Source organism: Cedecea sp. P7760, from assembly GCF_013386425.1.
GTDB lineage: Bacteria > Pseudomonadota > Gammaproteobacteria > Enterobacterales > Enterobacteriaceae > Cedecea > Cedecea selenatireducens.
The window spans coordinates 34,310-60,188 of the sequence record NZ_JACARU010000033.1 but is presented as its reverse complement, the minus strand read 5'-3'; the positions used below and the strand labels follow the sequence as shown (position 1 = coordinate 60,188).

At 53.3% G+C, this 25,879-nt stretch carries 32 protein-coding genes; 10 read left to right on the top strand and 22 right to left on the bottom strand.

Annotated elements, in window-relative coordinates:
• Window positions 1-17: 17 nt before the first annotated feature.
• From HX778_RS13380 to HX778_RS25145, 12 genes are all read right to left on the bottom strand, one after another.
• On the bottom strand, window positions 18-2,018 hold the full coding sequence (locus HX778_RS13380; protein WP_176982278.1) for a ParB/RepB/Spo0J family partition protein: 2,001 nt from the start codon (window positions 2,016-2,018) through the stop codon (window positions 18-20).
• A gap of 69 nt (window positions 2,019-2,087) precedes the next feature.
• Window positions 2,088-2,327, bottom strand: coding sequence for a DUF905 family protein (locus tag HX778_RS13375; protein ID WP_176982312.1), 240 nt, complete (start codon window positions 2,325-2,327; stop codon window positions 2,088-2,090).
• 1,012 nt (window positions 2,328-3,339) lie between these two features.
• Window positions 3,340-4,245, bottom strand: a complete 906-nt coding sequence (locus tag HX778_RS13370) for a DUF4942 domain-containing protein (RefSeq protein WP_176982277.1) — start codon at window positions 4,243-4,245, stop codon at window positions 3,340-3,342.
• 87 nt (window positions 4,246-4,332) lie between these two features.
• Window positions 4,333-4,560, bottom strand: coding sequence for a hypothetical protein (locus HX778_RS13365; RefSeq protein ID WP_176982276.1), 228 nt, complete (start codon window positions 4,558-4,560; stop codon window positions 4,333-4,335).
• A gap of 615 nt (window positions 4,561-5,175) precedes the next feature.
• Window positions 5,176-5,430 (bottom strand): DNA polymerase III subunit theta, encoded by a 255-nt coding sequence (locus HX778_RS13360; protein ID WP_176982275.1) that lies wholly within the window; start codon window positions 5,428-5,430, stop codon window positions 5,176-5,178.
• A 198-nt stretch (window positions 5,431-5,628) separates the two neighbouring features.
• Window positions 5,629-5,817 (bottom strand): hypothetical protein, encoded by a 189-nt coding sequence (locus HX778_RS13355; RefSeq protein WP_176982274.1) that lies wholly within the window; start codon window positions 5,815-5,817, stop codon window positions 5,629-5,631.
• 35 nt (window positions 5,818-5,852) lie between these two features.
• Window positions 5,853-6,350, bottom strand: coding sequence for an antirestriction protein ArdA (locus tag HX778_RS13350; RefSeq protein ID WP_176982273.1), 498 nt, complete (start codon window positions 6,348-6,350; stop codon window positions 5,853-5,855).
• 332 nt (window positions 6,351-6,682) lie between these two features.
• Window positions 6,683-6,946: a hypothetical protein gene (locus HX778_RS13345; protein ID WP_176982272.1), complete on the bottom strand. Its 264-nt coding sequence runs from the start codon at window positions 6,944-6,946 to the stop codon at window positions 6,683-6,685.
• A gap of 238 nt (window positions 6,947-7,184) precedes the next feature.
• Window positions 7,185-7,601, bottom strand: a complete 417-nt coding sequence (locus tag HX778_RS13340; RefSeq protein ID WP_176982271.1) for a DUF1380 family protein — start codon at window positions 7,599-7,601, stop codon at window positions 7,185-7,187.
• 49 nt (window positions 7,602-7,650) lie between these two features.
• A complete protein-coding gene (locus HX778_RS13335; RefSeq protein WP_176982270.1) occupies window positions 7,651-7,872 on the bottom strand; it encodes a hypothetical protein in 222 nt (73 codons plus the stop codon).
• Window positions 7,869-8,552, bottom strand: coding sequence for a DNA methylase (locus HX778_RS13330; RefSeq protein WP_176982269.1), 684 nt, complete (start codon window positions 8,550-8,552; stop codon window positions 7,869-7,871). The genes HX778_RS13335 and HX778_RS13330 overlap by 4 nt, the downstream gene beginning before the upstream one ends.
• A gap of 327 nt (window positions 8,553-8,879) precedes the next feature.
• Window positions 8,880-9,338, bottom strand: coding sequence for a hypothetical protein (locus HX778_RS25145; RefSeq protein WP_255483396.1), 459 nt, complete (start codon window positions 9,336-9,338; stop codon window positions 8,880-8,882).
• Between the two features lie 292 nt (window positions 9,339-9,630).
• Between HX778_RS25145 and HX778_RS13320 the strand changes: the two genes are divergently transcribed.
• Window positions 9,631-9,936, top strand: coding sequence for a hypothetical protein (locus HX778_RS13320; RefSeq protein WP_176982219.1), 306 nt, complete (start codon window positions 9,631-9,633; stop codon window positions 9,934-9,936).
• A gap of 80 nt (window positions 9,937-10,016) precedes the next feature.
• Here HX778_RS13320 and HX778_RS13315 read toward each other — a convergent pair whose 3' ends face one another.
• From HX778_RS13315 to parM, 3 genes are all read right to left on the bottom strand, one after another.
• Window positions 10,017-10,292 (bottom strand): hypothetical protein, encoded by a 276-nt coding sequence (locus HX778_RS13315; RefSeq protein WP_176982268.1) that lies wholly within the window; start codon window positions 10,290-10,292, stop codon window positions 10,017-10,019.
• Window positions 10,293-10,991: 699 nt separating this feature from the next.
• Window positions 10,992-11,645 carry a plasmid partitioning/stability family protein gene (locus HX778_RS13310; protein ID WP_176982267.1) on the bottom strand — a complete coding sequence of 218 codons (654 nt, stop codon included), beginning with the start codon at window positions 11,643-11,645 and terminating at the stop codon, window positions 10,992-10,994.
• 2 nt (window positions 11,646-11,647) lie between these two features.
• Complete coding sequence (gene parM / locus HX778_RS13305) at window positions 11,648-12,619, bottom strand: plasmid segregation protein ParM domain-containing protein (protein WP_176982266.1); 972 nt, start codon at window positions 12,617-12,619, stop codon at window positions 11,648-11,650.
• A 218-nt stretch (window positions 12,620-12,837) separates the two neighbouring features.
• Between parM and umuD the strand changes: the two genes are divergently transcribed.
• Both umuD and umuC read left to right on the top strand, forming a co-directional pair.
• On the top strand, window positions 12,838-13,266 hold the full coding sequence (umuD, locus tag HX778_RS13300; protein ID WP_176982265.1) for a translesion error-prone DNA polymerase V autoproteolytic subunit: 429 nt from the start codon (window positions 12,838-12,840) through the stop codon (window positions 13,264-13,266).
• Between the two features lies 1 nt (window position 13,267).
• The gene (umuC, locus tag HX778_RS13295; RefSeq protein ID WP_176982264.1) at window positions 13,268-14,539 is read left to right on the top strand and encodes a translesion error-prone DNA polymerase V subunit UmuC; all 1,272 of its coding nucleotides are present in this window, start codon (window positions 13,268-13,270) and stop codon (window positions 14,537-14,539) included.
• Between the two features lie 259 nt (window positions 14,540-14,798).
• Here the strand turns inward: umuC and HX778_RS13290 are convergent, their stop codons facing one another.
• Both HX778_RS13290 and HX778_RS13285 read right to left on the bottom strand, forming a co-directional pair.
• Window positions 14,799-15,143, bottom strand: a complete 345-nt coding sequence (locus HX778_RS13290) for a molecular chaperone GroEL (RefSeq protein ID WP_176982263.1) — start codon at window positions 15,141-15,143, stop codon at window positions 14,799-14,801.
• 105 nt (window positions 15,144-15,248) lie between these two features.
• Entirely contained in the window at window positions 15,249-15,893 is a 645-nt protein-coding gene (locus tag HX778_RS13285) for a ParA family protein (protein ID WP_176982262.1), read from the bottom strand.
• A 350-nt stretch (window positions 15,894-16,243) separates the two neighbouring features.
• Between HX778_RS13285 and HX778_RS13280 the strand changes: the two genes are divergently transcribed.
• The gene (locus HX778_RS13280; RefSeq protein WP_255483395.1) at window positions 16,244-16,447 is read left to right on the top strand and encodes a helix-turn-helix transcriptional regulator; all 204 of its coding nucleotides are present in this window, start codon (window positions 16,244-16,246) and stop codon (window positions 16,445-16,447) included.
• A 382-nt stretch (window positions 16,448-16,829) separates the two neighbouring features.
• Here HX778_RS13280 and HX778_RS13275 read toward each other — a convergent pair whose 3' ends face one another.
• Genes HX778_RS13275 through HX778_RS13265 form a run of 3 tightly spaced genes read right to left on the bottom strand, consistent with a single transcriptional unit; the run spans window position 16,830 to window position 18,820 of the window.
• On the bottom strand, window positions 16,830-17,612 hold the full coding sequence (locus tag HX778_RS13275) for a site-specific integrase (RefSeq protein ID WP_176982261.1): 783 nt from the start codon (window positions 17,610-17,612) through the stop codon (window positions 16,830-16,832).
• A 33-nt stretch (window positions 17,613-17,645) separates the two neighbouring features.
• Window positions 17,646-18,446, bottom strand: coding sequence for a hypothetical protein (locus HX778_RS13270; RefSeq protein WP_176982260.1), 801 nt, complete (start codon window positions 18,444-18,446; stop codon window positions 17,646-17,648).
• 44 nt (window positions 18,447-18,490) lie between these two features.
• A complete protein-coding gene (locus tag HX778_RS13265; protein WP_176982259.1) occupies window positions 18,491-18,820 on the bottom strand; it encodes a hypothetical protein in 330 nt (109 codons plus the stop codon).
• A 545-nt stretch (window positions 18,821-19,365) separates the two neighbouring features.
• Between HX778_RS13265 and HX778_RS13260 the strand changes: the two genes are divergently transcribed.
• Together HX778_RS13260 and HX778_RS13255 are read left to right on the top strand one after the other, a co-directional pair.
• On the top strand, window positions 19,366-20,631 hold the full coding sequence (locus HX778_RS13260; protein WP_176982258.1) for a hypothetical protein: 1,266 nt from the start codon (window positions 19,366-19,368) through the stop codon (window positions 20,629-20,631).
• A gap of 638 nt (window positions 20,632-21,269) precedes the next feature.
• Complete coding sequence (locus tag HX778_RS13255; protein ID WP_176982257.1) at window positions 21,270-21,614, top strand: abortive infection protein; 345 nt, start codon at window positions 21,270-21,272, stop codon at window positions 21,612-21,614.
• 98 nt (window positions 21,615-21,712) lie between these two features.
• Here HX778_RS13255 and HX778_RS13250 read toward each other — a convergent pair whose 3' ends face one another.
• Window positions 21,713-22,468 carry a DUF4145 domain-containing protein gene (locus HX778_RS13250; protein WP_176982256.1) on the bottom strand — a complete coding sequence of 252 codons (756 nt, stop codon included), beginning with the start codon at window positions 22,466-22,468 and terminating at the stop codon, window positions 21,713-21,715.
• Between the two features lie 319 nt (window positions 22,469-22,787).
• Here HX778_RS13250 and HX778_RS13245 point away from each other — a divergent pair, with 319 nt between their 5' ends.
• Genes HX778_RS13245 through HX778_RS13230 form a run of 4 tightly spaced genes read left to right on the top strand, consistent with a single transcriptional unit; the run spans window position 22,788 to window position 24,901 of the window.
• Complete coding sequence (locus HX778_RS13245) at window positions 22,788-23,045, top strand: hypothetical protein (protein WP_176982255.1); 258 nt, start codon at window positions 22,788-22,790, stop codon at window positions 23,043-23,045.
• Window positions 23,045-23,617 carry a hypothetical protein gene (locus HX778_RS13240; RefSeq protein WP_218167130.1) on the top strand — a complete coding sequence of 191 codons (573 nt, stop codon included), beginning with the start codon at window positions 23,045-23,047 and terminating at the stop codon, window positions 23,615-23,617. The genes HX778_RS13245 and HX778_RS13240 overlap by 1 nt, the downstream gene beginning before the upstream one ends.
• 4 nt (window positions 23,618-23,621) lie before the next feature.
• Window positions 23,622-24,182 carry a hypothetical protein gene (locus HX778_RS13235; protein WP_176982254.1) on the top strand — a complete coding sequence of 187 codons (561 nt, stop codon included), beginning with the start codon at window positions 23,622-23,624 and terminating at the stop codon, window positions 24,180-24,182.
• A gap of 8 nt (window positions 24,183-24,190) precedes the next feature.
• On the top strand, window positions 24,191-24,901 hold the full coding sequence (locus tag HX778_RS13230) for a DUF6884 domain-containing protein (protein ID WP_176982253.1): 711 nt from the start codon (window positions 24,191-24,193) through the stop codon (window positions 24,899-24,901).
• On the opposite strand, the gene HX778_RS25140 is transcribed toward HX778_RS13230, so the two are convergent.
• Window positions 24,891-25,874, bottom strand: a complete 984-nt coding sequence (locus tag HX778_RS25140) for a DUF6685 family protein (RefSeq protein ID WP_255483394.1) — start codon at window positions 25,872-25,874, stop codon at window positions 24,891-24,893. The two genes, HX778_RS13230 and HX778_RS25140, sit on opposite strands and share 11 nt — an antisense overlap.
• Window positions 25,875-25,879 lie beyond the last annotated feature (5 nt).

Here is a 25,879-nt window from a genome sequence, read left to right as displayed (position 1 = left end):
GGGCGGCGTCTCCGTTATCAGGCAGCTTGCGCCGGGGTCTGGGTTTCAGTCGGGGTTTCGATCACTTCGGCCTCAGCCTCCGGCGTGACAGCCGTTTCACTGCCTGGTTTGACGGGGGCTTGCATCCAGGTCGGAACCCAGCGATCGTTCTTCATCCAGGACTCGGCATGATCTGCAGCATCCCCTCGCTTCATTTTCGCGGCATCCAGTGCCGCCCCTGTATGTCCGGCTTCATTGAGCGCCTCGACGATTTGCGCATGCTTCAGGTCACCCAGGAAGTTCGCTTTTGTCGGTTGCCACCAGTCGCGCATATGGAAGCCGATTGCCGTTTCCAGTGTGTCGAGGTCGCTGCGGGAGGTATGCCCCATATTGCGTGTTTGTACCCCGTCCACCGAACAGGCCGTGCAGAAGGCCATCAGGGACATCAGTACGTCGCCATCGAGTGCAAAGAAGGTGGTGAAATCTTTCTCCCAGCCTTCCGGCAGCAGTGCCGCAAGACGCGATTTTTCTGCCATCAGTGCCAGCCAGGCTTTGCCTTCCTTGCCGGATGGCGCATTTCCCGTCAGGGAACTGTGGGATACGGTCACCTGCAAGCGGAATGGATGAGGCGTGGTGGTGACGTAGGCGAACACCGTTGTGCACAGACGCCACACCATCAGCGCCACCGCTTTTTGGGGCTGTTGCATCAGCGCCGCCTGAACCGCCAGGGTGCGTTCTGAGGACATTTTCGTCAGCATCGGCAGACTGATCCCTTCGGCAGCGTCCGGGGTGCGGCTTGTAAAATCAGTGACACCGTTTTTACTTTTTTGCTGCTCGGATTCTGGTAAATCGGCTTTACGCTGAATCCCGTACTGAATATTCAGCCCGTTATGGTCGAAGCAGACTACAACGCCGCTGGAGGCCCGAAGTTCCGGCGTCCAGGCGCGGTACTCAGCCGCCGCAATAATGTCTTCAAGTTCCTGCTGCAGGGCGTTTTCATCGTCGTGGTTATCCGTGCTCTCAAGCTTTTCATTCAGTACATCCAGACGGGCATCTTCCTCGTCGGTGTAGGTGGCATCCGGCTCCGGCAGAATGGTATACAGCTTTCCGTCTTCGCCATGCCTGACAACCTGGGTATTACGCACCAGGGACCACGCCCAGCCCTGCGCCTGGTACTCATCCGCGAGTTGTTCGGTCTTTTCCTGCGCCAGCCGCTCAACCAGCGCTTTCTCCGCGGTCCCTTCCCCTTCCTGCTGGGAGAACAAATCTTCACGCACAATGCCCCCGGCGGCCTCGTAAACTTCACGTCCGACAAACATGAAGAGAGGTGACTTCACGTTGATTTCGGTTTCGGTAATCTCTCTTTTCAACTGGTAAGCTGGAGCGTCTGACCAGCGATTTTTCACACTGGTGTACACCGCCACCTGACGAGTCTGGTCATCCTCGAGACTCAGCACCTGACACTGTTCAACGCTAAGCTTGTCGGCAGCCAGCATCCCGACCAGTTCCGGGGCCAGGTTAGCGAGCTTCAGCATGCGCTGAACGTGGCGGTGACCAAATCCGAGCGTGGCTCCGATTTGAGAAGCAGTCATGCCGTTCGCCGCCATGTCACGGAACGCCACGATCTGCTCGGACGGGTGCATGTCCAGATGCTCGGAGTTCTCAATGAAAGAGACAACCGTCGCCAGTTCTTCCGGGACGCGCTTCACGGCAACCCGGTAATCTTCCGGGAGGCTGTTCTCAGTACGCAGCAGGTTCAGCGCGGTCAGGCGACGGCCTCCGGCTGCGACACCTGACTGACCGCCAGGCATAGAGTGAACCACCAGATTCTGCAGCAGACCTGCCGCTTTGATGGTTTCTGCCAGGCTGCGCACACTGGCCTCCGGGTACGGGACGCTGCGCACGTTCAGCGGGGAGATAACGAGATCGGTCAGCGGAATAAATTCCATCTGTGCGCTTTCAAGCGCGGCTTTCACGGCAGCGGTTTCGGCGCTGCTGGCTTTTTTGATGCCTTTTGCTTTAGACTCGGCTACTGACATAGTTGATACTCCTCTGAGATTGATGATTGTCTGCGCCCTGCGGAGTTGCTGCTCCGACAGGGCACCTTCTTACTGTGAAATAACCTGACCGTTGGTATCGATGTAGCGGTTCATCCACACCCCGGCATCTGCTTCATAATTCCAGTTGCGCCAGATAAGTTGTCCTCCGGCATCCCGCACGACCAGCCGGAAATGAGTGCCCTGGTCATCCTCGATAGCCACATTGCCGTACTGCGCTGCAACCGCCTCAGCCTGTTTACGGGTAAATTCCCCCTCCGGTAATCTCGCCTTCATGACTGCTTCAGCCATCCCTTCACTCCTTAAGTAAATTCCCGGCAATCGCGGGACAAAATGAACTATCCATACCCAGTCATCGATGGTGCGAACCAGGCGCTCGATATCGTCAACCAGCTCCAGATGTGAGGCCGTCCTGATTGCGCAGTTGCGGAAAAACCCCTTCACTTCCAGTACAACAGACCAGGTGATTTTCCAGCTTGCGGTACCGGGTACCCCCACGGATGACTCATGCAGGTGCTCCCGTAAGGCTGTCTCGATATCAATCAGCCTGATAAGCGTCAGCGTGTTATTACTCACTTCGTTTTCCCCCATTCCGGTTTTCAGCCCATATCTTCTGCAAGATTCTGGAGCCGCGGTGTTGACGTTCCGTTGTGAGCAGCTCCGGTAATCCGCAGGTGTCACATCTCCCGCTGAGTTCCTTCGCCGCAAGGGCGTACAAAACACGGCACGGGGCGACTGTCCAGGGCGCCGCTCGCGGCGTGCATTTCACCCTGGACGGGCGACACGGGTTGTGTTTTCTTCAGCCCCGGCGATGGGACTTAGTGGGAGTGTTCTGACAGGATGAGCTGGGCACAACCGCAACGATGAAGCGCCGCGGCGAAGCATCGTTGCCCCTTACGTCCTGCCGGCGGCCGTTGTTGTTTGCCGGCGGGATGCAGGGAGCGACGTCCCCGGCGCGACAGGGCGGCGCAGCCGGAACGGCTGCTGCAAGCCAGCAGTTGACCTCGCGTCATGGGATGGAAACCCGCTGTCCCGGAGGGACCGGGCAGAGACAGCGTGCTGGCTCTGTGCGAAGCATGACAGCCCGCCCGGACGCCCGGAGTCACACACCCGAAGCACACCGGACAGACAGCAGAAAGAAGAAAACGCAGAATGAAAACAACCCGGGAAATTTACGGCAGAAAAATGGCATCCCTCCGGACAGGGGCGGCGGCGGCGCGTCAGCGCGGCCCCGCCCTGTGCCGCAGGCAGGGGTTTTACGCGCGGGCAGACAACGGCGGGGGTTTCCCCCCGCGCGGGCATGTCAGGCAGCCGGCAGCGCCCCCGGATAATGCCGGGCGATAATATCGTTCACCTGGTCTACCAGCTCCGGGCGCGTGAAAGTGATGTGCGCCGAACCTTTCTTGAAAGCCCGGATCGTGAAGTATTCACAGGTCAGTACCTCTCCCAGGCTGTCACTCCCGCCCTGCTGAATGAACTCGCTCAGGTTAGCGCCCTCGGAGACACGAAAGTCCGGCACCGGTTTGTTATCGAGCACCCAGAACGGACGGGCCAGGTCGTTTATCTTATCCTGGCCGTCAGTTCGGACAGAAAAGTGTTTCCCCTGAAAATCTGACACAACGCCATTGATGATGATGCGTTTACCCAGATAGCGCGGGTTATTGGTCTTGTAATCCCAGGACAGCGACCGGAAGACGTCAATCACGCCCAGCTCAAAGGTTTTGTCTTTGGAGGCGTTCAGCTCGCGGAACGTCGCCAGGACGTTATCCAGCGTCAGTTCGGGGCAATTTTCGCTGTATAACTCGTTATCCCATTGCGTTCGCTGCTTCCCGCTCATCAGGGTAAACATGCCGGTATCACGCATCAGCTTCACCCAGATATCGCGGTCAGCGGCGCTGCAGACCTGCCGTCGGGCATGCCCGGCCTCTTTTTCACCGGCAGAGCCTGCCAGCGCTGTCTGGACGATGTTGCCCATACCGGAAAACCAGTCGCGACCGGCGGCCTCCATAAATTTTTTCTGTGCGGCCTGCAGCAGGGCAATCCCCTTCATAAAGTCATCCACGCCGCTTTCACGCAGCGCGACGATACGCTCGACCGGAACGGACGGGATAATGTCGCCCGCCCTGTTCTGCGCGTGAACTTCCTCGCTGATGGCATGGTGAGCAGGGTTTACAGTGGCGTTGGAAGATGGAAGAATCGCTAATGTCATTTCGTTAACTCCTTTGGGCTGTTAATGAAGCCGTTCAATCCGTGGGGGATGACGGTATGGAACAAGCAGGGGTTTCCCCTGCTTTTTTCATTTCTGCGCGGTGCCTTGCGCCTCTCTTTCTTCTCTCAGCACCTGTTCGGTAATGTCTTTGGGATCACCCAGCAGACTCCCGGCGACAGGCTTGTACATCTCTTTAAACGCCCTGATGGCTCCTTTTGCGGTGACGGCTTTCACCCGCGTATGCAGCGGAATGTCGCACTTCTCACCCCGGCCATTGAAAGCCACCTGGTACGTGCGTAAGTGCTGTTCGTGCATGCTTCTCTCTCCAGTTTTTAAAGAACATCACCCGTTGAGTTACGGGAGCCGCGGTGTTGACGTTTTGCGGAGGGCAGCCGGTTTAACCGGGCTGTGAACCATCACCCGTTTGAGAACCTTCGCCGCAAGGGCGTCAACGAGCACGGGCCGGCGCAGATGACCAGGGCGGACGTGAAAAGTTTTTGTGTTTCCAGGCAAAAAGTTTTTGCGGCCGTGCTTCAGCAGTACCTGGACAGCCAGACGGTTTGTGCTTGTCTCAGCCCAGGCGAGAGGGGCTTAAAGGGGGGATAACACCGGAGGTAAAGGGCAGGCCACCGCCGCAACGGCGACGAGCCGCGGCGAAACGACGTTGCCCCTTACGTCCTGCCGGTGGCCGTTGTGTTTACCGGCAGGATGCAGGGAGCGACGTTCACGGCGCGACTGAGCGGCGCAGCCGGAACGGCTGCTGCAAGCGGGGTTGGTGTTGCGTCATGGGATGGAAACCCGCTGGCCCGTCTTTTTGGGCCCGGGCAGAGACAGCTTGCTGGCTCTGTGCGTAGCATGACAGCCCGCCCGGACGCCCGGAGTCGCGCAATAAATCAGCCACCGGACATCTGAGAAAGTGCCATTTTGTCACTATTTTTTGTTGGCTTCGGCCATCAGCGCGTATTTTGGATCGTTTCCGTTCGGCAGCTGCGTGGCCACCTTACGATAATGCTTAAGCCTTTCGTCAAAATACTGCCGAAGCTGCTCCGGCTGCTCACGCTTTACTATTTCCGATACCACCGGCTGGTTCATTCGCTCTTTGTACGCGACGCCCGACGCGGCAAGGTCAACGTTCACTTTGTCCTGATCTTCTTTCGAAAACCTGGCGATGTTGAACTCTGACATACTGATTCTCCTGAATTTTCGGCCACCAACGAGCTATCCGGCAGTGGGCTGATTTCACCTTTACTGGCCGCCAGTATCCGACATATTCAGGCCAGCGTCAGCGATATTTCCGTTACTGGCAGGTGCGCCGGACAGTACATCCAGGCGGCGACCGGGAATGCGGCGCCGCAGGCGCAGGCATCCACCGCCTGCCGGCTGTCACTCACGTCCGGACTGGCGCAGATAAGCCCCGCCGATATACACGGCGGGCTGGTAACGCAGATAGTCACATATTTCGTCTATCACCTGCGCGGTATTAAGCGCACTCAGGCCGTGCTCCCGGCGCTGTGCATTGATCCGGGCTTTGTACTGGCTGATAATTTCACGGGTTTCCGGGGTAATTTTCATCGTTTTCTCCGGGCGGGGTTTCCCCCGCCAGCTGGTCAGTGGTTGCTGAAGACAAAGCCGTCATGAAATACAAAATCGCTGCTGAACAGGTCGCGGGCGTAGGCCTCATAGTCAAAGTAGCTGCGCAGCGGCTCCGGCACCTGGTCCAGTAAGCCCTGATCATCCACCTGGCTCATTGCAAAATCTTCTTCGCTGTCGGCTTCGCTGTAATAAGCCCCGATAAATTCCGCATAATCACACCGGCCGGAATAGTCCGCCCACGCCAGAAACGCGTCGCTCTGCCCCTCGTCTACCGCCTGCTTGTACCCTTCGATGAAGTGCCAGTTAATGCTGGATTCCGAATAGAACCGTGACGGAATGCCCTCACAATCCTGGAACATAAACTCGGGGTCAGCCTCCCCTTTGTGCAACTGCCGGCAGGCCTCTTCAAAGTCGTCCTGGCCGTCAAAATCTGTCAGCTTCATCCATTTACCGAAAATGCTGCCGCAGTTGTATTTATGATATGTGCCAACGTAAACCGCAGGGGTAGTCATGCCTGTTCTCCTCTCTCAACGCCACGCCGGAATTGGGTGACACCGTGCCGCCACAAAAGACGGGCTTCGAGCGAGGGATGCAGGGGCGACACCGGAAGCCGCAGCGCAGCCCGGAGCGGGCTGAATGCACCGTTCCGGGTGAGAACGGGTGAGGATGGCGGCGAAGCGCACCCTTGCAGCGTGAGCGGCCCGGCTAAAGTGAAGGCACGGTGTTACCCGCCGCGACACGGATTTTATCCCGGCCCGGGCAACCGGGCCCGTGGATGCGGAGTGAAACGACATCCGAAGAAAAACGGGATAAACAGCCCGCCCCGGCGGGCTGCGGTCGGGCGTCATTGAACAGGTTTGTTGATCCCACTGAGCACCGCAAAATATCCGGACTCCGGTATCCTGATGGCCAGTGGCCACCCGTCCCGGTAGAAAATCGTTGGGGTTTCGCCCTGCCCCTCAATCACCAGGCACGGCGTCCCTTGCGGCATAGAAAAGACGTCGGGCTGTAGCTGGCTTTCAGCCGCGCGCATGACATAGCAGAACAGATCGAGAAATTGTGCATTTGTCAGAACGTCTGCCTGATTATTCGTGACGGTATAGCTCATATAAAAATCCTCATTGAGATGCGACGCCGGTTGCGCCGTGCCGCCACGACACCCCGGCGATCAGCGTGGAATGCCAGGGCGACACCTGAAGCCGCAGCACAGACATAAACGGGCTGAATGCGCCGTTTATGGCGAGAACGGGTGAAGATGGCGGCGAAGCGAACCCTTGCAGACCTCGCAGCCGGGGTATAGTGAAGGCACGGCGGGTAACAAGCCGGGATTTTCCCCGGCATTTTCATCAGGCAGCCAGCCGTACTCTCAGGGCGTGAACATCATCCATCGCCTGAACCTGCCGCTTTGAAGCAGGATGCCCATTCTCCCAGGCCAGCCCTTCTTCATGAATAAGGTCACTCTCGAGCTTATTCAGCAGGCGCAACAGGATTGCTGCCGGCACACTGACCATCTTGTTATCGTTTTCCCGTAGCGTGCCCAGCACCTCACGTGTCCCCGTGTTTGTAATGCCCTCCTCACGGTAAATTTCCATATCAACTGATCCAATCGTTTCCAGTAGCAGCAGGGTTTCTTCGTCGGTGGGCTTATCCTCCTCACAGGCGAAACGTACCGCTTCTGCCGTCCAGACGAGGAGCGCCAGCGGCTCGTCCGGGGTAAACATTCTGTCCAGCTCTGCGGTTAATTCTTCACGGGTTCCAAACATGTTCGTCTCTCTCTGTTTTGTTGAGCCGGGCAGCGCCCGGCGTCGTGAGTCAGTCCTGGAATGTTTCATCCAGCGTCAGGATTTCGCGGTAGGCTTCCAGAAACAGCCCGTTGATCCGGCGCAGCGTCTGGGAAGCCAGTCTTTCGGCGAGGGTGCCGGCATCGTAGCGATACTGCGATTCCATTCTGTTAAGCGTGGTTCTGAGGTCGCACATCCCGTTAGAAAGCGCGGCCACGTCCGCGCGCAGCGTCTCCAGTCCTTCGTAATTCAAGCGACCTCCGGAAAGTAGGACGGGTCATTGGCTGCCGGCATCCGGATAGCCCGTTGTACCTGGGCCAGCCGGCTCACTCCGGCGGCGTGGTACTGTTCCATCAGCTCGATGCCGATATAGCGGCGACCGGCTTCGGCGGCGGCGACGCACGTTGATCCTGAGCCGGCGAACGGGTCGAGGACGATGCCACCTGGCCGGGTAAAGGACTCAATCAGCGGATAAAGGCTTGAGACCGGCTTTTCTGTCGGGTGGTGGCGATTCCCGGTGTATTTCCAGGGGATCACATCCGGGATGGGGTTAGCCGGCGTCTGCGGGCGGCCTTTTGCCAGCAGATAGGCGCTTTCGTGCGTGTACCCGACGAACGTGGATTTCGAGGCATAGGTTTTGGCAAAGACAAGATGGCCAACAATGCGGAACCCGGCGGCTTTCCAGGCGCTGATAAACAGATCGGCGCGGTTCCAGGCGTAAAAGCTCACCATCAGGCTGTCGTTTTTCAGCACACGGTACATCTCGTTGCAGGCGGGCTGGAGCCATTCGCTGCTGTTATCGCCGGCAAGCGTGCGGCCAGTCCGGTCTTTGTAGCCAACCAGGTACGGCGGGTCGGTGAGAATAAAATCGATCGCCCGCGCGGGAAAACGGGACATGACCTGCACACAATCACCATGAATAAAACGTGACATAACCTTACTCCTCTCTGGAATGCGGCGCCGGTTGCGCCGTGCCGCCACTAAAGCCTGGCGAACAGCGGAGGGAAAAAGGGCGACACCGGAAGCCGCAGCGCAGACATAAACGGGCTGAATGCGCCGTTTATGTCGAGAACGGGTGAGGATGTCGGCTTGCGAACCCTTTTGGACGACGCCGCCGGGCTACAGTGAAGGCACGGCGTGGACAGTTCGCCGCCGTCAGGCGGCATATAGCGGAGGGAACCGACCTCCTTCAGAGAGTCGGGGTCATGTCATCTGCAGCTGAAGAACGGTGTACGCCGGCTACTGGCGTACACCCTGGGTTCAGTCTCCTTTTACGTAATCGATGGCCGCCTGCAGAGAGTCCCAGTTCAGTCCAATACAGGCGTCATGCCTGTCATCGGCCACATCCATCGCCTGCGCAATTTCATCGGGTGTCAGCGTGTCATCGAGGGACAGAAAATCATCCTCAAACCAGAGCGAGCTCAGGCACAACGTGTCTGCGGGATACTGGAGAAGATGGCTCGCCAGGTCACCGGCAGTTCCTCTTGAGCGCGGGAAGACATTTTGAATAGCCGCGGCGCCGATATCTGCCCAGCTCTGGTCATCTCCCAGGGGCTCTGGCCACACAACCTCTTCCGCCTGCACTCCCGGTAATCGGGACAATTTATCGGCCATCTCCTGCAGCTGCTCTGCGCCGCTGGCGTGGCCAGCCAGGTAATGGCCATTGATAAACAGCGAAAACTCGCCACTTTTCAGTACAACTCGGGTCAGTCTGAACATATTGCGTTCCTCGGTCATCCGGCTCTCTTTGCCGTGCCGAAACAACAGCCTGGCGAACAGGGACGCAATAAAGGGCGACACCGGAAGCCGCAGCGGAGAAATAAACGGGCTGAATGCGCGTTTATTTTGAGAACGGGTGAGGATGGCGGCTTGCGAACCCTTTATTTCGGCACCGCCAGGCTATCGTGAAGGCACGGTGAAGATAATATGCCTGCACCAGGCGACTATCCCGGACACCAAAAAATCTTTATATTCAGGAAAGTTACGTTCTTAAACTATATGGAAGCATGTCATGAATATAAAAAAGGCACTGGAACAACGCTCTGGCCAATTTGAAGGACCTCTGTCAGATAATGACTGGCCAAAATTCCTCACCTATGTTGAGACAATCCTGGGTGAGTTAGCCAAAGAACCGACGCTTCGTGCGAAAGCTTCTGTTGAGCTAATTCATTTTGTGGAGTCGGTTAATTCAGGAAGCATAGCGGAGATTCGTACAAGCCTTGATGACAACGACGCCCTCATCGAGCGATTACACGGTGGTAACTTGCCCAGCACAACGGGTAACCCTTCGGGCAAAGGCCGTGGCAACGCTCGTTAGCGCAAACAACAATAGCTATCCCCACACAGTCTGGTGAGATGAGTAATACTCTGAAAAAGGCCCGCATAGCGGGCCTTACGTTACATCCGGAAGACAGTTACTTTGACTTCCAGTATTCCATCATGATCACAATAATGACCACGACAGGCTGCATCAGTTTTAAAAGAAGTGTCCAGTTTGACATTCATTTTATCTCTGTGGTTCTCTCCTTCCGCAAAAGCCCCTGGGCTTTCCTTTGCAGCGTATGTGTTGGCAAACACATGCGGATTGAACTGGTTTGGGCTATCTTCCCGCATCACCAGGAGGATGGATTTTTTACAAATTAAAACCAACAAAAAATCAGGCTGTTGTCTCAATTGCTGCTAACTCGACCGATATAAATTTGTCTGTCAGCCTTATCCTTTGTTACTCTTTAAAGCGTTGGCAAACACATGCGACGAAGGTCAAACGGAAGAGTTCGCGCTCAAACGTTTTACCGAAAAAAAAGCCTGGCCTCATCACCCGGGCTTTTTTTTATCCTCCAGAAAGCCCCACTGTCTCCAACATATAGTGCCCCGCGTCAAAATATTGGGTATATGTTGATTATTCTAGTGACGATTCCATTCAGTACAAGTATTGATTTCGACGGTAAAATAAGGTTCGGCGGAGTACTTTTTTCGTAAGTCCACGCCACATAAGGCTTGAGAGAATTGTCAATGGGATGCAAAAAAAATGAAAATTTTGATCGGGTGCTGATTTCATATACCAGACCGATAATTGCGCAACGGTTCTGGCGCAATTATCGATAATCAATCCTTATACGATATGGCGATTCTAGCGACAGCCTACTCATCCTTGCCAATAAAAAGGCCCGCAAAGCGGGCCTTAAAATTATCCACTCGGATAAAATATATTATTTCTGTGGTTTTGTTTTTGGCTCCATCGCAAGCGTGCAGCCCAGGAACAACATAGATGCCCATGCTACCTGCCTCAACGTGACGACAAGCGAGGAAAAGTGCCATATAAAGTTCGGGATCACTCCCAGAACTGAAAGTAAAAGCATCATTCCACAGTATTTAGAACATCTTTTTCATATTATTCCGGGTGACTTCAGTACCGGAAGACGGTACCTCATCCCTGATGACCGGCGTCGGCTCTGCAGGCATCGGCTGGTTCGGGGCAATTGCATGGCCAGACAGCTCCGCCGCCAGTTCCTGCAGCTCTGCCAGTGTGCCCGGCGGCACCGGAAGGCTGGATATCAGTCGTGGGAAACGATTATCGAACTCATGCAACACGCAACCTGCGATAACCAGTTCTCTCAGCAACGTACCCCGCTGCCGGCTCGAAGCGTCATCCAGCAACGCAGTAAATCTGTCAGCATCTTCTCCTTCGTTCAGGATCAGATTGAAACGCCGACGTTCCTGTGTGCCGGTATATTTTCCCTGTACCCAGGGCAGCTGTTTCCCTTCCCCCCTGCCCTGCAGATATTCACTCCCGGAAAGGAGAGCAAGCACACCCATAAAGGTTTCAGGGCACAGCTGCTCCAGATAAAGAGATGTCAGCATTGCAGGAAGCCGGACATCGATGCGATACAGAATGCCCCCGGATATGGCTACAGTGCGAAGAAACTCGCCCCGCAGCGGCTGTGATACCCGTTCAATGGTGGCCCGGGCCTGTATATCCCGGGAGTCATCATTGTAGAGATAGAGCGAATATTTGCCGGCAGGCACAGTCAGTCCTCTTTCTGGTATAGGGCAATCTCACGCGCCAGGGCCAGCTGAGGATCATGAATTACCTCGATGCGTTCCTTCGCCAGTGGCCATGCCTGACGTATCGCCTCTTCTATCAGTGGAGCCCCACCCCCGGTCAACAAGACGCGGTTTACGTTTCGGAAGTGAGTCAGTTCGCTGATAACTCTGGCGCTCAGAGACACGATTGCTTCTTCAATTTTGTCAATAACATAGTCAATTCTGGATGCATCATTAATGATGCTGTTCAGAAATGCACGATCTTTTCTTCCACGGATGACCTTGTCAGCGATCAGCGGGCTGGTCTCACTTTCTGCCACACGCAACGCAGCCTGAGCAGCACGGGTAACCTGAGACACGCCTATAGACGGATTTCCGTGAATCGCGCTGATATCAGAGAATTGCCCCACAATGACACCGGCATCCAGTGTCGTTCCGCCTAAATCGATAACCAGCGTACTCTCTCCATCTCCGGGCTGGAGTACTGATAAGCGCGTGAATGCCGCCGGTAGAGACTCCGGCATCACAACAACATCCTTGATGGTAAACACACTGCCCCTGTTCAGGACCAGTTCCCGCAGCAGATTTTCTTTTTTACGCCGGATATTAAGTTCATTTTTCTGACAATCCTGATCGTAGTATTCACTCAACGGCAGCGTAACGGTCAGCATGACATCCTGGGGCTGAAGGCCGCTATTCAGCAAAGCATGATGCACCGCCAGCAGATTCATATCGCCGTATTGATACTCCACGTTCGTGGTAGAGACGGCATCCCGGCTGATACTGTCCCAGGTGTATTTCACGGCACCAACCTGGTAGTTAAATACCGCGCCGCTGAAGTCGACTTTCCAGCCATGCCGGAAAGAATTGGGAGAAACGAAAGTCTTCAGCTCGCGATCAGCAAACCACGCCAGCTTAACGTTTGTAGAACCATCATCACAATAGATATTAACCATTTCAGACCCCTCATTTGTCTCAGATTGAGTATAATTATACATTGTGAATCATAAAGAGCCACTTATTTAACTCATATTGAGACAAATAAAACACTCACAAAAATATTACTAGTGTTTTTACAGTCACTTAAGTAACTCATTTTGAGCTACTTAAATATGATGGAATTCCTTTTCCCTTTCGTTATACTGTATATAAACACAGTATAAATGGGGTATGTATGTTACAGCTAACCAAACCGGCTACCAGCCCGGCCAGCTTTGTCGCACCGCTCTTTACCGAGCATTGTCAGGCAGGTTTTCCGTCCCCGGCTGCTGATTACACCGACGCTGAACTGGACCTGAACGATTATTGCATTCACCGCAAAAGCTCCACGTACTTCGTCAGAGCCCTGGGAGATTCAATGAATGACATTGGCCTGCACAGTGGTGACCTGATGATCGTGGATAAAGCTGAAAAAGCTTTACATGGTGATATCGTGATTGCCGAAATCGACGGGGAATTTACAGTAAAACGTCTGCTGCTGAAGCCCCGTATCGCCCTTCAGCCGATGAACCCGACCTACCCGACGCTGTACCCAGAGCCAGAGCATTTGCAGATCTTCGGTGTTGTGACTGCGTTTATCCATAAAACACGGAATGCAGGCTGAGATGTTCGCTCTCGCGGATGTGAATAGCTTCTACGCCTCCTGTGAAGCGGTGTTCAGGCCTGATTTACGTGGAAAACCAATAGTTTGCCTCAGCAATAATGACGGATGCGTTATCGCCAGGAACGCGCCCGCGAAGGCGTTGGGCATAAGAATGGGCACCCCGTGGTTTCAGCTCAGGGAACAGGTATTTACTGAAAAAATCAACGTATTTTCAAGTAATTATTCGCTATATGCGAATCTCAGTCACAGATTTATGATGCTGCTGGAAGAAATGTCCTCCCGAGTCGAGGCTTACTCAATTGACGAATGCTTTGTTGAGGCCACCGGCATCGACCGATACATGCCATTTGAAGAATATGGCCAGCAGCTGCGCGAGCATATTCTTCGCTCTACGGGCCTGACGATTGGCGTTGGCCTGGGAGAAAGCAAAACTTTAGCAAAATCAGCGCAATGGGCTTCCAAAGAATGGCCACAGTTTAAGGGGGTCCTGGCCCTGACTCGCGATAACCCCCGAAGAACAGAAAAGCTACTCAGCCTTCAGCCAGTCGAGGAAGTCTGGGGCGTCGGCAGCAGGACCGCAAAGAAACTGCAGGTCATGGGGATAACGACCGCGCTGCAGCTGGCCCGCGCGAACCTTGCCTTTGTTCGCAGGAACTTCACTGTCGTTCTCGAGCGGACTGTCCGCGAACTGAACGGGGAAAGCTGCATTGCTCTCGAAGACGCGCCGCCGGCGAAACAACAGATCGTCTGCAGCAGAAGTTTTGGGGAACGGATAACGACGTATGACGCTATGCACCAGGCAATTTGTCAGTATGCTGAGCGCGCTGCGGAGAAGCTCCGGGAAGAACGCCAGCATTGCAGGCATATCTCTGTTTTTATCAAAACATCGCCCTTCAGCGTCAATGAAACTTACTACGGCAACGTTGCAAGCGAGAAGCTGCTGATCCCCACGCGCGACACAAGAGACATCATAGCCGCTGCTGTAAGGGCTCTTGAGCATATTTGGCTCGATGACCGTCGCTATGCTAAAGCGGGCGTTATGCTCAACGATTTTACACCTGCAGGCGTTGCCCAGCTACAGCTGTTTGACGACGTACAGCCGCATCATAACTCAGAACAACTGATGAAGGTCATCGATGGCATTAATCACTCAGGACTGGGGAAGGTCTGGTTTGCTGGAAGAGGAACAGCCCAATCCTGGCAGATGAAGCGGGAGTTGCTATCACCGGCATATACTACTCGGTGGAGTGACATTCCAAAAGCTCGAATGTAATACCCTTGATACCAAAGGTACACTAAAGACACACAAATGATACACATCAGATCCACAACGAATATACCAAAGATATCCAAAGGGAATCCTTGGTGTATTCATAGTTAATTCGGAGACTTATACTGCTATCAACACTTCCTGAGAAACCTATCTGACTCAGCCTCAAGAAATATATACATCAGGTATTCATAAGGAACCCATCAAATATCACATGGATACATAAAGAATACTCATGGTGTATCCGTTGAATACACCGCATTCAACCTAAGGCGCCATCACGTTCAAGTTTCTCTCTGATTGCTTCAATAATATATGAGCTGAAATCCAGTGAGGTCCTACTTGTAGCTTTAAGATCAGCATGTGCATCAAAATATGAGATAGGTATAGCTTTGAGGTTTTTAGCTTTTGTTTTGGCCGGTTCGATGCGCTGGCCAACTTCATGATGCGCCTTAGCTGCAGCTGGTATTTCACTTTCAGCGGCGTCCCCTTGGTTTACATCAGAGGGAGCGTTCGTTACAGCTACTGAAGGTGTTGTTGTTAACCGGGCAGTACCTACCAAGCTCTTAAGTTTCTCTGCCTGCTCAGTAAAATTTGTCTTACTCATAATTATTTCCTGGATGCTCTAAAGGTATCAATAAAGTACCCATAATATACACATAGAATACACGATAAACACACCATGGGTATACAATAGGTATACAAGTGATATCTACTGACTTGAGTTCATTAGTAAGCTCTTAATCTCATCCACTAACGCAATAACTTCTTTTCCCCCTGCCGTGCTTCGCCCATGAACGGTCTCAGTGATCCCCATACCACTTTCAATAACTTCCTCAAATTCAGCACGTGATGAGATTCGACTATTCATCAGTTTTATGTGTTTGAAAGACGGAATAATTGCTTCAAGTTTTGGGAAATTCTTTTTATTAGGATTAACTTTGCAGAGATAAAGATGCACAGTTATCTCCTTATCCATGATAGTGCTTATCTCATCGAGAACTCCGTCAAAGTGCATGAGGCCGATCCGTTCTGTAAGAGAATCTTTGGATGGAACAATTACACAATCAGCAAACGCAACAGCAGTACGAGTAAGGTCAGAGTCAAAACCACCACAATCGATAAACAGTATTTTTTCGCTGTTTTTATATGGGGTCATTATATCTATTAGCTCATCAACAGTTTTGGGAACTTTTACTGAAATGAGTTTATTACTAGGGCGCAACCCCAGAATAATTGAAAGGCCTGTAAGCGTATCAAGATCGAGCGCATCGCAGTCCATCTCACCTATGAGATTCACAGATGATGTTGTCTTTCCAGCCCCACCCTTAGGATGAGCATTAGTAATAATAGGCATAGTGTATCCCTCTGACTCCTGTTAAATATCCAAGGAATCTCTCTAAGATACACGAGGGATACCTTTTGGATGTACATAGAACACCTTTCTAACCCAGGTCAGATGAGTTGTCAATTGAAATCAGTATATCACCATACATCCATTGTACATCCATGATAAACCCAATGAATACCCAATAGATACCCCTAAAACATCTATTGGGTATTCAAAGCCGGATATACGTACAGATCAAGACCTCTGTACTTTGGTAAACTGATAGTCTCGAGTTCAATCCCCGAGCCACTATCCCCGCCGAGAATTTTCAGGGAAGGGTATACATAATCGTTTAAAAATGCTACAAAAGTGCCAAAATGTCACTTGAGCTGGTTATGATGAGTGGTTTTGAATTACGCCTATGGCGACGTGGATTTAACTGGGATCAAGAGCGAGCGGCAGAAGAACTGGGTATTAGTTTACGAACATATAAGCGTTATGAGAACGCGAAGGAGATATCTAAACTGATAGAACTTGCCACTTTTGCTTTAACAATGATCCAGCGAGGTTGTGATGTTTGATTTATCCAGATTAAATCAGGATATTCTTCATGGTTTGTCCAAATTTATTACACATGATTCATCTAGTACCAGTCTACATTTAGGGTTCAACGTTTGTTGCAGACCTGATGATGGTTGGAACCCTCTCATCACATTGGACGTGCCGGTGATTCTGTCCAGTTATCCCGCACTTCTCCCCCGAATCTGTGGATAATCAACATGTCGTGGCTCCGTCAGCTGCGACCGACACCACATATAGTGCCTGCGCCGCTGCTACGAAGATTTTCACGAGGCCGAAGGGCTGTGGAAAACCCTCACCACCCTGGACGAAACGGCATAGTCGGAAGAAATGTCCACTGCCCGGGCAGATCAGATAGGAATTATTTTCCCTGACGTTTCCTGTTTATACCTTCAGGTTTTTCAGCATGCTCACGGCGTCGGTTTCCGGCATCTGGAACTGGACGCGATGCCGCGCGGCGACATCGAGGGCAAACACCTTTGTATACACCTCCGTCGAACTAATGCTCTTATGCCCCATCAGACTCTGCAGCACCTTTAACGGAATGCCGGCGTACAGCATGTGCATGGCGTAGCTGTGCCGGAACGTGTGGGGCGTCACCGGCACTGAGAACGTCACCCCGTCGTCGGCTGCGGCCTCCACCGCTTCGCTGAGCCAGGTGCGGACGGTCCGGTCTGCGATCTCCCAGATACGCGCCTTTTCCGTTCTGCCGGTTCGTTTATTGCGCCGCTCCAGCGGAATTTTCAGCGTGGCCACCATCATCTCCAGCTGGCTGACGTACTGGTTGTCGGAAAGCGGGACCAGCCGGTGAGGCTGACTGCCGGCGGGCAAACGGCCGGCCGTTCTGGCGGCTTTTTCATTCCGTTGTTTGAGTGTGGCCAGCTGCACGAAAGGGTAGGGCGGCGCCAGGGTAAAATCAGCACGTGTCAGCGCCAGGGCTTCGTTAATGCGCGCGCCGGTATTCCAGAGGGTTGCAAGCAGCATCTTGCGGTGAAGATCTGGCACATAGTGGAGCAGGGCGCTCACTTCCGGAGCCAGCAGGTATTTCGGCAGTTCGTCCTGAACGAGAGCCATCTGGCGCAGGGCCAGTGCAGCCGGGTAGTCGATGGCCACTGGGAGCTGAGAGACAGCAGCGGGGACGATATTGCCGGTAAGGGCTGGCAGCATAGGATATCTCCAGTATCTTTTGTTACTCAGTTATCAGAAAGAATCCCTGAGGTGAACAACCGGCAGCGTGTCGTCTGCCCCCGTTTCACGGCGCAAGGTGAGAGCCACCGCGTCTACAAATGCCCGGATATCACGAATAGCTCGTTCCAGTTGCCAGCGGCCGATATGTACTTGCTCATCGTATTTGCTGACACCGTTCCGGTGCACCAAATCCTGCCGGGTATCAACAATGTATTTGAGAGGGGCAAAAGGCCACTCATACGGCAATCCAAGGACCGAAGAGAAATAGTTCTGCAGATTATCTAAGTTATGAAAAGTTTGCTGACTAACAAACAACTGGGCAGTACGACGCTGCAGATCAGTATCATTGAGAGAAAGCTCTTCTTTAGTCTGCTGAGAATTCCTGAGTACAACTGACCTGCACTGTTTTATTTGTTTCGGGAACGCGGGTGCAATACGTGAATAGAAACGGTTCAGGTGTTCAGCGTCATTAAGCAGAGCGCGTGCAGAGTACATCAGAAAAGCTTCCATCACTGTTACGGTATGGGCATAAGCCATGCGGAAAACAATGTCAGCCTGCGCTGAATTAGACAGCTCTTTCAGTTCATCGAGTTCACGGGCAGCATGGATGTAACGGTCGTCAAGGTCATTAAGTGAATCCTGAAACCACTGCCATTCCGCCTGTTCGGCTAAATCATCCATCATCCAGCTGTAATTCTGTGCGGCCATTTCCCATTCAGGGGTTCCTTCCTCAGCATCAGGAAAATGTTCGTTGATCCACTTCAATGCGTCCGCTTCCTGCCGCTCATACAAAAGTTCTTTCATACTTCCCATTTACATCTCACCTTTAGTGACAGAAATCCCGCCCACCATTATGATCACTCTTCTTCGGACAGGAATAAGGGCCGCGAAAACATCGAACCCGTTTCTCCGATAAGGAGCCGGGTTAACAGCAGATGCAAATCCACCTTCAGAGCACCTTCCGGCAGCCCCCCAAAATCTCTGGCGTGCCAGGCGTCGATTCGCCAGCCATCTTCTGGCTGTTCATGAATGTTTAACCGGCGGGCCAGTTCCTTCCCGTTCAGATCAACGATGAACTGAGTATCAGGGGAGATCCCGTCCGGATGTACAAGACCAGGTTCGCAGAGATACCACACGAACCGGTGGCCATTCTCATTCAGCTCATCAAAAAGTTTTTGTTCGTCCACGTATTCCCTCTGCAATCCTTCCCATAAAAATAGTCCCACCCTGAAATCATCCCTGCCCTGACGTCATCCCTTCCTTTTGCATTATCACGCAAAATGATAATCACTCACCTGATAATGAGCAGACAAATAACAACGTTATTAAATTACCAGGTGCCCGTTTCCGGCTGATCCGAGTTTCGGCGTATAGACGACTTTCCGGAAGTGTGGCACGGCAGAGCGGGCCCCGCAACGACCATTTCTGGCGGGGGGCGCCGGGTCACAGGGGAGGGCAATAACACAACATATAGCGCCTTTGGCAGCTAATGATACCGCTACATCTTGTGCTTCTTGGCCGCGGGGCGCCGGGGCGAGGCAGGCAGATCCGGAACAATGAGTTTTCGGATCTTGAGTGAAAGTAAGAAAATAAAGTCTCTGGCCCTATTGCGTAACGATTTCCCTTTGCTATTCTACACAAATCCCTCACGGGATTTTTTTGAAGTTATAAATTAAACCGTTCGCGCACGGTTATTTTCAGTTAACACTTTTAAAGTCAAAGAGGAATTACAATGAATGTTAAAACCGCCATTGAACGCTCCAGGAAAAAACGGACGTTCTCGACTGAAAACGGACAGGGTGAAAAGCGTATTACTTACTGGACGCTTGAAGGTCTGCATAAGCTGAATGAGATTGAGCTCATGTTGCGCCGGGAGCATGCGGAGAAACTGGTCGCGCAGACAGGCGATCAGTTATCGCCGGCGACCCGGGAGGCGCTTATTGAGGTGCTGACCTTAGCAGGTTCACGTGAATACATTACCCCACACGGCGCCATGAGTACCCTGATGACCGAACTGCTGAGCAATGGTGTGGCAGAAGAGCTGGAGGCGTGCATAGCGGTGTACACCGCTATGTACCCTAACAGTCTCGACTACGTGCTGAAAACCGCACCGGCTAAGGTCCACAACTACCTGTGTATCTACAGCAACAGCGCTGATGTCATAAAATGGGCAGAAGGCGAGCCGGGCTGGGAGAGCGCCGTTATAGCCAGCCTGAAAAATGGTACCTTCAGAGAGCTTCTGAGAAGAATGCGCTATGCCACCCAGTCCATGACGCTCAACCTTCCGGTCATGAAACTGTTTGAACGAATGATCGATGAGGTCAGCGGGATAAACGAGGCATCCCGGACCGGGCTGAAAGCTACCCTCGCTCAGGCCCCTGAAGCCCTGTGTCTGTCTCCCCGTGAATGGTGCCTTGAGGCCAACAATACACGCGAGGCGATCCTGTATCTGCTGCTTACCGAGGCACAGAATCGCTTCGGTAAAATGACAGATGAGGTCCGTATCTGTCGTCAGGCTTTCTACGACCACAACCGTGAGCGGGCAGGCATGCCCTCAACCGGTATCATTACCTTCGCCGCAGGTACTGAGTATTCAGAAAAGTACGACTTTGGGCTGTGTATTGGCTGGCGCTATGACTCCTGGGAACAGTTCTTTTATCAGGCCTGTTTCGGTGCCGTGCTGTTACTCAACCCGAAAGCTGAGCCTGTCACTACGGGGCTGGAAATTGGGGTTGCCTACAAATTTGCCGAGGAAATGCTGGATAAATACCTGCCATACGCCAGCCGCAGACGTCTGGACAGTCCGGCCGGCACGGGTAACACGTATGATCTGGTGCTGCAGGCGGCCAGTGAACTGCCGGATGAGGTGCTGCAGCAGCTCCGCGCGGAGTTTGGCAGTTTTGGTACCGTCCGCGATCCGGTCCGTTTCGCGGCCATGACGTCCGGCATCCTCAGCGAGGATAAGGTCCATCTGCTCTGTAGTGATTTTATCCCCTGAGGTCACAGCTCTGAACAAACAGGCCAGATTACGGGCCTGTTTTTTTACGTGTACGAAAATGCTTGTGTCAGCGGGAACGGCAGAAGCGCTGCTTACTGGACGCCGGCAGGCCGTGGCCGCACATCCGTTCGTGTCGGTACTCTGAGGGAGCAGGGGGCAAAAAAAGTAAAATTGTATTCGCCAAGTTGCCCGGATACGCAGGAAAATAGACATGCACCAAACAACGGATAGCACTTTTTGCTAATATTAGGCTGGTAATATCATGCTATAGTGATATTTGTGGATAATTTCGCGTTGACAATCGCTCGATAACTGCTAAAATAACCTCATAGCATTGTTCCGTCCCGCTCCATCCCTGAAATCCTTTTGACTCCAACCAGAATGATCAACGTCATTCCGGCCTGGATTTTTTTGGATTTTTTTTCGGGGAGCGTCCGTGACAAGCTTAAAATCAGTTCAGCAATCAGGAGGAAGTTAATGGATACATCATAGCAGCACCCGGAGAGACAACATTCTATACGGTATCCAAAGCGTTCACATACGTGAGGCGCTGGGTTCCATTTACCAAAAAACTGAGGTCAAGAAGATGATCACTAATAACACATTCGTGTTAACAACAACCATCCATAGGAGAATTTATGGACTTTCTGAAAGACACCGAGGGAACGGTTTTATTCCCATTCCAGACTGAAATCGCTTTTGTTCTGGCGATTTTCACCACCGCTAAAAACCTTTCCGTCAGTGCCTGTGGGCACTTCGGACAGAAACAATACTGGAGCTCGTGTCTCTGCGTTCTGCTTCTGCTGGCTTACGTGGGACTCACTGCTGCGGTGGTGTGGGCTGTAGTGCCCTGGCTGAAGACTCTCATTGTGTCGAAATTTGCCGTTTCGGCACTATGGGTCACGCCAGCAAAGAGATTGCTGCTCTGGAGTATCGGTAAAATGGTGGACGCCATTTGCCGAAAGTTTACTCTACTAAAGTAAGAGCTGCAAGCTACACGAACCGAGGGTGAATGTCAACAGATATTCACCCTCTCCTCCCGCCAGTGGCCTTTGTGCCCACTGGCGTTTCGGCACGTCCGTTAAACAGTACGCTCATCATTATGCGGTACGAAGTTTGGATCAAACTGAGCCGTCAGTCGGTTAATCAGCTGGCGAACCGACTGAGTCGAGCCCGCATAAATTTTTCGCAGCACAAACTCGATGATGAAGAAAGCATGTTCAATGTCCAGCGTCGTCACGCGATCAAGCTCATGACTACCGGCATTACCCAGAAACTTTATCGCCATAAGGGCCTCCCTGTGCTCCACGTACTCTGCCGGCAACGCCACAATGCGATTATGAAGGGAGCGCATTTCCTGCACGCCGAGGGCGTCCATCAGTTGCTCCAGCGAAATTCGTATTGTATTCGCCGCCGCCCCGGGGGCACCCGGAAACAGTGCAAATGACTCCTTCAGAGGCTCAGCGACATTACGTGGACACTGCTCAGGAAGATCAAAAACAGAAAGCGCAGGTATAAAGCTTCTGGCCTGAAAGAGGCTGAAATACGGATTTCCGTCCTCCTCCTCATCCTTATCATGTGCCGGCTGAACTTCCCCCGTACCGCTGACAGCCACCACCGCCCCACAGCGTGCACGTTCACATTTCAGCAGACAGGAGAACACCAGACGTATGTCTTCAAGGCAACCATCAGGTTCCTGAAAGCGCACCACCGTTTCCGGGACTGCTTCTGAATGAAAGGTATCCGGCATGATGGCCAGCGAAGCCGAATGACAGGAGGGGCAGCTCCAGTCCGGGCACTGGTGTTTTGTGAAGAACGTTAACAAAGAGGGATTCATGGATTAGCCTGGTTCAGTTTCGTTTAGACACTGTGGGATATACGGGAAATGACGCGGTTTTCAGAAGTGTATGTTAACTCCACTCAAGGGGCGTCATCAATGAGCAGCAAATGAATTCCGAGTAAGCATATTTTCGGATCTGCGCGGCGGAAAGCACGCAGTCGATTTGATAATTAAGCACTGCACATAAAATCATACTGAGTGTGATATTTATCATAATTGAGAAAATGATATCTGATATGATATTTTTCAGAAAAGGCTTAAAGCATTCATGATATGATTTTACTTTCACCGGACATTATCAGATGGAGCGTGCAGTATGGAACCAGAACAGAACACTTCACTCCCCTATGACATCCTGACGGGCGAATGTGAAGCCGCAATCAGAAAACATCTGGCCAGAACGGAGCTCCTCGACGGCACTGGCCTGGAGCTCGAACAGGCAAAGGCCTTTGCCGTGTTGTCACTCTGGTTCAGTCTGGCCGTCGCGGCAAACGCACGCCCGGAAATCATCGATGCGGACAGGCTGCGCCTGATGCTGATGATTGACGAAATCCAGACCATGAGGCAGCTGTAATGACCGATGTGAAAAATGCGCGTCGGCCTTCGCCGCTGCAGCGGCGGGTGCTGATTGTGCTGGCCGCGCTGGATGAGAAACGTCCGGGACCGGTGGCGACCCGGGATATTGAGCGGGTACTGGAAGAGAGCGGGGAAGCCCCGGTGTACGGGCCGAACCTGCGCGCCTCCTGCCGCCGGCTGGAAGCCGCGGGTCTGCTCCGCACGCTGCGGGCCCCGAACCTGCAGCTGGCCGTCGAGCTGACCGGGGCCGGGCGCGACCAGGCCACCCCGCTGCTGGCCGCCGAACGCGAAGCCGAAATGGTGCGCCGGCGCGAAACCACCGTCAGTGTCCTGGCGCAGCGGCCGGGCACCGCGAATGGCCCGGTACTGATTGCGCTGGACGGCCACGACTACGAGGTTATCCGGGGCGATTTTGTGGTGCACCTCAATGGCGCCACCGTCCTGCGGCTGACGCTGGCGGGCGGGCGATGGGTGTACCTGGACGGCGATGCCCTGCAGGTTGCCGGCTGGTATCACCAGTGCCTGAATGCCGGCGTGGCCGTCGGTGTTCAGGTGAATGAGGAGGCGTAAAACGATGCAATACGGGAAGGACGCAGAGTTTCACGATAGCCTGGAGCATCGGATAGTCCATCTGGGGGGCCGCTGGCAGCCCGGGCCGGAAGAAAAGAAACGATTTCAGTGTACCGACGTGGTCACCCACATCATTGATTTCGACACCGACCTGAAGCGAACCCTGGCCGCCGTCAGCGCAGCCGCCGATCAGGCTGATGCCGCGGGATATGGTTCCGCGCCTCTGACGCAGCTGCGCCAGCTGATGGCCACCTGCGATCGGGAGCTGAAGGCGATAAACACCCTGCTGATGGCTGCCCGTGACGAGCTGACAGCCAGCGCGATGGCCGCATACGGGCTCAGGCCGGACTGCAGGAGTGCTTTTGAGGTAGCCGGCTACCAGTTCATGGCCGTACCGAACACGCAGAAGATGAATTACATCGTCGAAGATCTGTTCTCCGGGGGGGATATTGCGAACATCAATATGCCGCTGACCGACGTCGAATTCACGGGGACCAGGAAACCGCGCAAAGGGCAGGAGCCCTCGCGACTTATCATTGAATTGTGGCAGAACGGGGAAAGCTGAAACCTTAAATGAGTCAGATACCAGGAAGCGTTCACCTCATCACAACCTGTACTCGACGTAAAACAGTGTCCGCCGGCACGACCATTTTCCCCGCCGCAGATGACGCCGCTTCGGCATGTGAAAGCTGGCAGCAGATTCTGAAGCTGGCAATTAAACTGAACCCGACTATCGCCGCCGGCGAACTGTATACCGGCCAGCACTGGCACAGGGCGGCAGAGACTGCCCGCATAACCGGGTGTGAGCGCTGGGTTATCTCTGCCGGTCTCGGCCTGCTCCATGTCACAGACCCGATAATCCCGTATGAGGCAACGTTTGCAGCGATGCCTTTTTGTCACCAGGCTCTCTGGGCTGAACTGACAGAAAATCCACCGACCCAACGCCGGTGCCGTTCCCTGCAGGCATTGATGCAGGACCGGAAAGATGACCGGTTCGTGATCGCCGCTTCGCCTGTGTATTTGCGGGCGGTGGAAAAAGACCTGGCTGCTGGCAGGGACGCGCTGAGCTCTCCGTCTCAGCTGACAATTGTGACGTCAAAAGCTTACAAGGGCAGTCTTCAGGGAAGTGTGGAATACGTGAATGCCGGGATGATGAGAGCGCTCAATACCAACATGACCGGGTTGAACATCAGCTATGCGCTGGCCGTCGTTGAAAAGTACTTCAGCCAGGCTCTCTCAGGCAAGAACTCTCATAACGGAAGTCCTGTTTTTATCAGCGACTAAATGCTCCGGTTCTTCTGGCCAGACTCTCCAGCTGCAAGCCAAAGTCAGGAAAACCAGCAAGGGTGAGTACGCGGGCAACCGCATCCGGTTTACGCGCTCCCCGTTCCAGCCAGATTACGCACAATTTTTCTGATATTTTCGTATCGTCATGCATATTGTGCGGCAGCTCGCCATTACCAAACGGGCACCCAAAATCCTTCATGGCATCAAAAAAGCTGCCAAACAGATCTTTATCCGGGATCAGGAACATATTCCATTTATTACGCAGGGCAACAATCATCTGGCCATTAACATGGTATCGATACAGCGTGCCTGTCAGTGGCACCTGGGTACACAGACGTCGGGCCTGATACCGTGCCGCCGCTAAATGATGTGAACCATCTTCGTTTAGCCAGTAAATACGTCTTTCAGTCCATGGATAATCCGCGAAACGCATTCGATCAAGAAACAAACCTCTGTGACGCATGTTTTCCTGCAGATGCTCTGCAGACACCGGCTCCACTAATTCCACGCAGGCTTTGTGCGGGAATTCATCAATGTCGACAATATCAGAGTCATGCGATTTGGAAGCTGAGAGGCCATTAATATCGGAAATATCACAGTTAAACCGATCGATAGTCTCTTCACGGATCAATTGCGCGACCTCAGCTACCGGTAAACAATCAGCATCCATGGAGTGATTGGCTCCGGGTTTCCGATAATCTAGCGCATAGGGAAGAGAACATGAGCTAGTAGGGAATGATTCCATCCAGCTATGCCACGCCACTACCGAGCGGGTCCAGAACGTATCCGGGGGAGCTTTAAGGGGCTTAGGAGACAGCCGGCCTGTAGCGATCGCGCGTTTCAGCGCCGCCGGGTATCCGACAAGGTGCAGGAAATCATCCAGTGCTGAGTCCGTAACCCGACGCCAGAAAGGTAATATCTGCCCTACTTGATCTTTACGGAAGGCTTCTCTTCCATGTTTTGCAGTCATCGTAT

What these genes read in the sequence shown, in the direction of transcription:
- HX778_RS13370 (WP_176982277.1), bottom strand. Translation starts at nt 4,245, where the DNA reads ATGACATTAGCGATTCTTCCATCTTCCAACGCCACTGTAAACCCTGCT.
- umuD (WP_176982265.1), top strand. Translation starts at nt 12,838, where the DNA reads ATGTTACAGCTAACCAAACCGGCTACCAGCCCGGCCAGCTTTGTCGCA.
- umuC (WP_176982264.1), top strand. Translation starts at nt 13,268, where the DNA reads ATGTTCGCTCTCGCGGATGTGAATAGCTTCTACGCCTCCTGTGAAGCG.
- HX778_RS13275 (WP_176982261.1), bottom strand. Translation starts at nt 17,612, where the DNA reads ATGCTGCCAGCCCTTACCGGCAATATCGTCCCCGCTGCTGTCTCTCAG.
- HX778_RS13360 (WP_176982275.1), bottom strand. Translation starts at nt 5,430, where the DNA reads ATGTCAGAGTTCAACATCGCCAGGTTTTCGAAAGAAGATCAGGACAAA.
- HX778_RS13340 (WP_176982271.1), bottom strand. Translation starts at nt 7,601, where the DNA reads ATGTTTGGAACCCGTGAAGAATTAACCGCAGAGCTGGACAGAATGTTT.
- HX778_RS13235 (WP_176982254.1), top strand. Translation starts at nt 23,622, where the DNA reads ATGCAATACGGGAAGGACGCAGAGTTTCACGATAGCCTGGAGCATCGG.
- parM (WP_176982266.1), bottom strand. Translation starts at nt 12,619, where the DNA reads ATGGTTAATATCTATTGTGATGATGGTTCTACAAACGTTAAGCTGGCG.
- HX778_RS13285 (WP_176982262.1), bottom strand. Translation starts at nt 15,893, where the DNA reads ATGCCTATTATTACTAATGCTCATCCTAAGGGTGGGGCTGGAAAGACA.
- HX778_RS13270 (WP_176982260.1), bottom strand. Translation starts at nt 18,446, where the DNA reads ATGGGAAGTATGAAAGAACTTTTGTATGAGCGGCAGGAAGCGGACGCA.
- HX778_RS13375 (WP_176982312.1), bottom strand. Translation starts at nt 2,327, where the DNA reads ATGGCTGAAGCAGTCATGAAGGCGAGATTACCGGAGGGGGAATTTACC.
- HX778_RS25140 (WP_255483394.1), bottom strand. Translation starts at nt 25,874, where the DNA reads ATGACTGCAAAACATGGAAGAGAAGCCTTCCGTAAAGATCAAGTAGGG.
- HX778_RS13260 (WP_176982258.1), top strand. Translation starts at nt 19,366, where the DNA reads ATGAATGTTAAAACCGCCATTGAACGCTCCAGGAAAAAACGGACGTTC.
- HX778_RS13240 (WP_218167130.1), top strand. Translation starts at nt 23,045, where the DNA reads ATGACCGATGTGAAAAATGCGCGTCGGCCTTCGCCGCTGCAGCGGCGG.
- HX778_RS13365 (WP_176982276.1), bottom strand. Translation starts at nt 4,560, where the DNA reads ATGCACGAACAGCACTTACGCACGTACCAGGTGGCTTTCAATGGCCGG.
- HX778_RS13350 (WP_176982273.1), bottom strand. Translation starts at nt 6,350, where the DNA reads ATGACTACCCCTGCGGTTTACGTTGGCACATATCATAAATACAACTGC.
- HX778_RS13355 (WP_176982274.1), bottom strand. Translation starts at nt 5,817, where the DNA reads ATGAAAATTACCCCGGAAACCCGTGAAATTATCAGCCAGTACAAAGCC.
- HX778_RS13330 (WP_176982269.1), bottom strand. Translation starts at nt 8,552, where the DNA reads ATGTCACGTTTTATTCATGGTGATTGTGTGCAGGTCATGTCCCGTTTT.
- HX778_RS13245 (WP_176982255.1), top strand. Translation starts at nt 22,788, where the DNA reads ATGGAACCAGAACAGAACACTTCACTCCCCTATGACATCCTGACGGGC.
- HX778_RS13230 (WP_176982253.1), top strand. Translation starts at nt 24,191, where the DNA reads ATGAGTCAGATACCAGGAAGCGTTCACCTCATCACAACCTGTACTCGA.
- HX778_RS13290 (WP_176982263.1), bottom strand. Translation starts at nt 15,143, where the DNA reads ATGAGTAAGACAAATTTTACTGAGCAGGCAGAGAAACTTAAGAGCTTG.
- HX778_RS13380 (WP_176982278.1), bottom strand. Translation starts at nt 2,018, where the DNA reads ATGTCAGTAGCCGAGTCTAAAGCAAAAGGCATCAAAAAAGCCAGCAGC.
- HX778_RS25145 (WP_255483396.1), bottom strand. Translation starts at nt 9,338, where the DNA reads ATGTTCAGACTGACCCGAGTTGTACTGAAAAGTGGCGAGTTTTCGCTG.
- HX778_RS13250 (WP_176982256.1), bottom strand. Translation starts at nt 22,468, where the DNA reads ATGAATCCCTCTTTGTTAACGTTCTTCACAAAACACCAGTGCCCGGAC.
- HX778_RS13280 (WP_255483395.1), top strand. Translation starts at nt 16,244, where the DNA reads ATGTCACTTGAGCTGGTTATGATGAGTGGTTTTGAATTACGCCTATGG.
- HX778_RS13345 (WP_176982272.1), bottom strand. Translation starts at nt 6,946, where the DNA reads ATGAGCTATACCGTCACGAATAATCAGGCAGACGTTCTGACAAATGCA.
- HX778_RS13255 (WP_176982257.1), top strand. Translation starts at nt 21,270, where the DNA reads ATGGACTTTCTGAAAGACACCGAGGGAACGGTTTTATTCCCATTCCAG.
- HX778_RS13320 (WP_176982219.1), top strand. Translation starts at nt 9,631, where the DNA reads ATGAATATAAAAAAGGCACTGGAACAACGCTCTGGCCAATTTGAAGGA.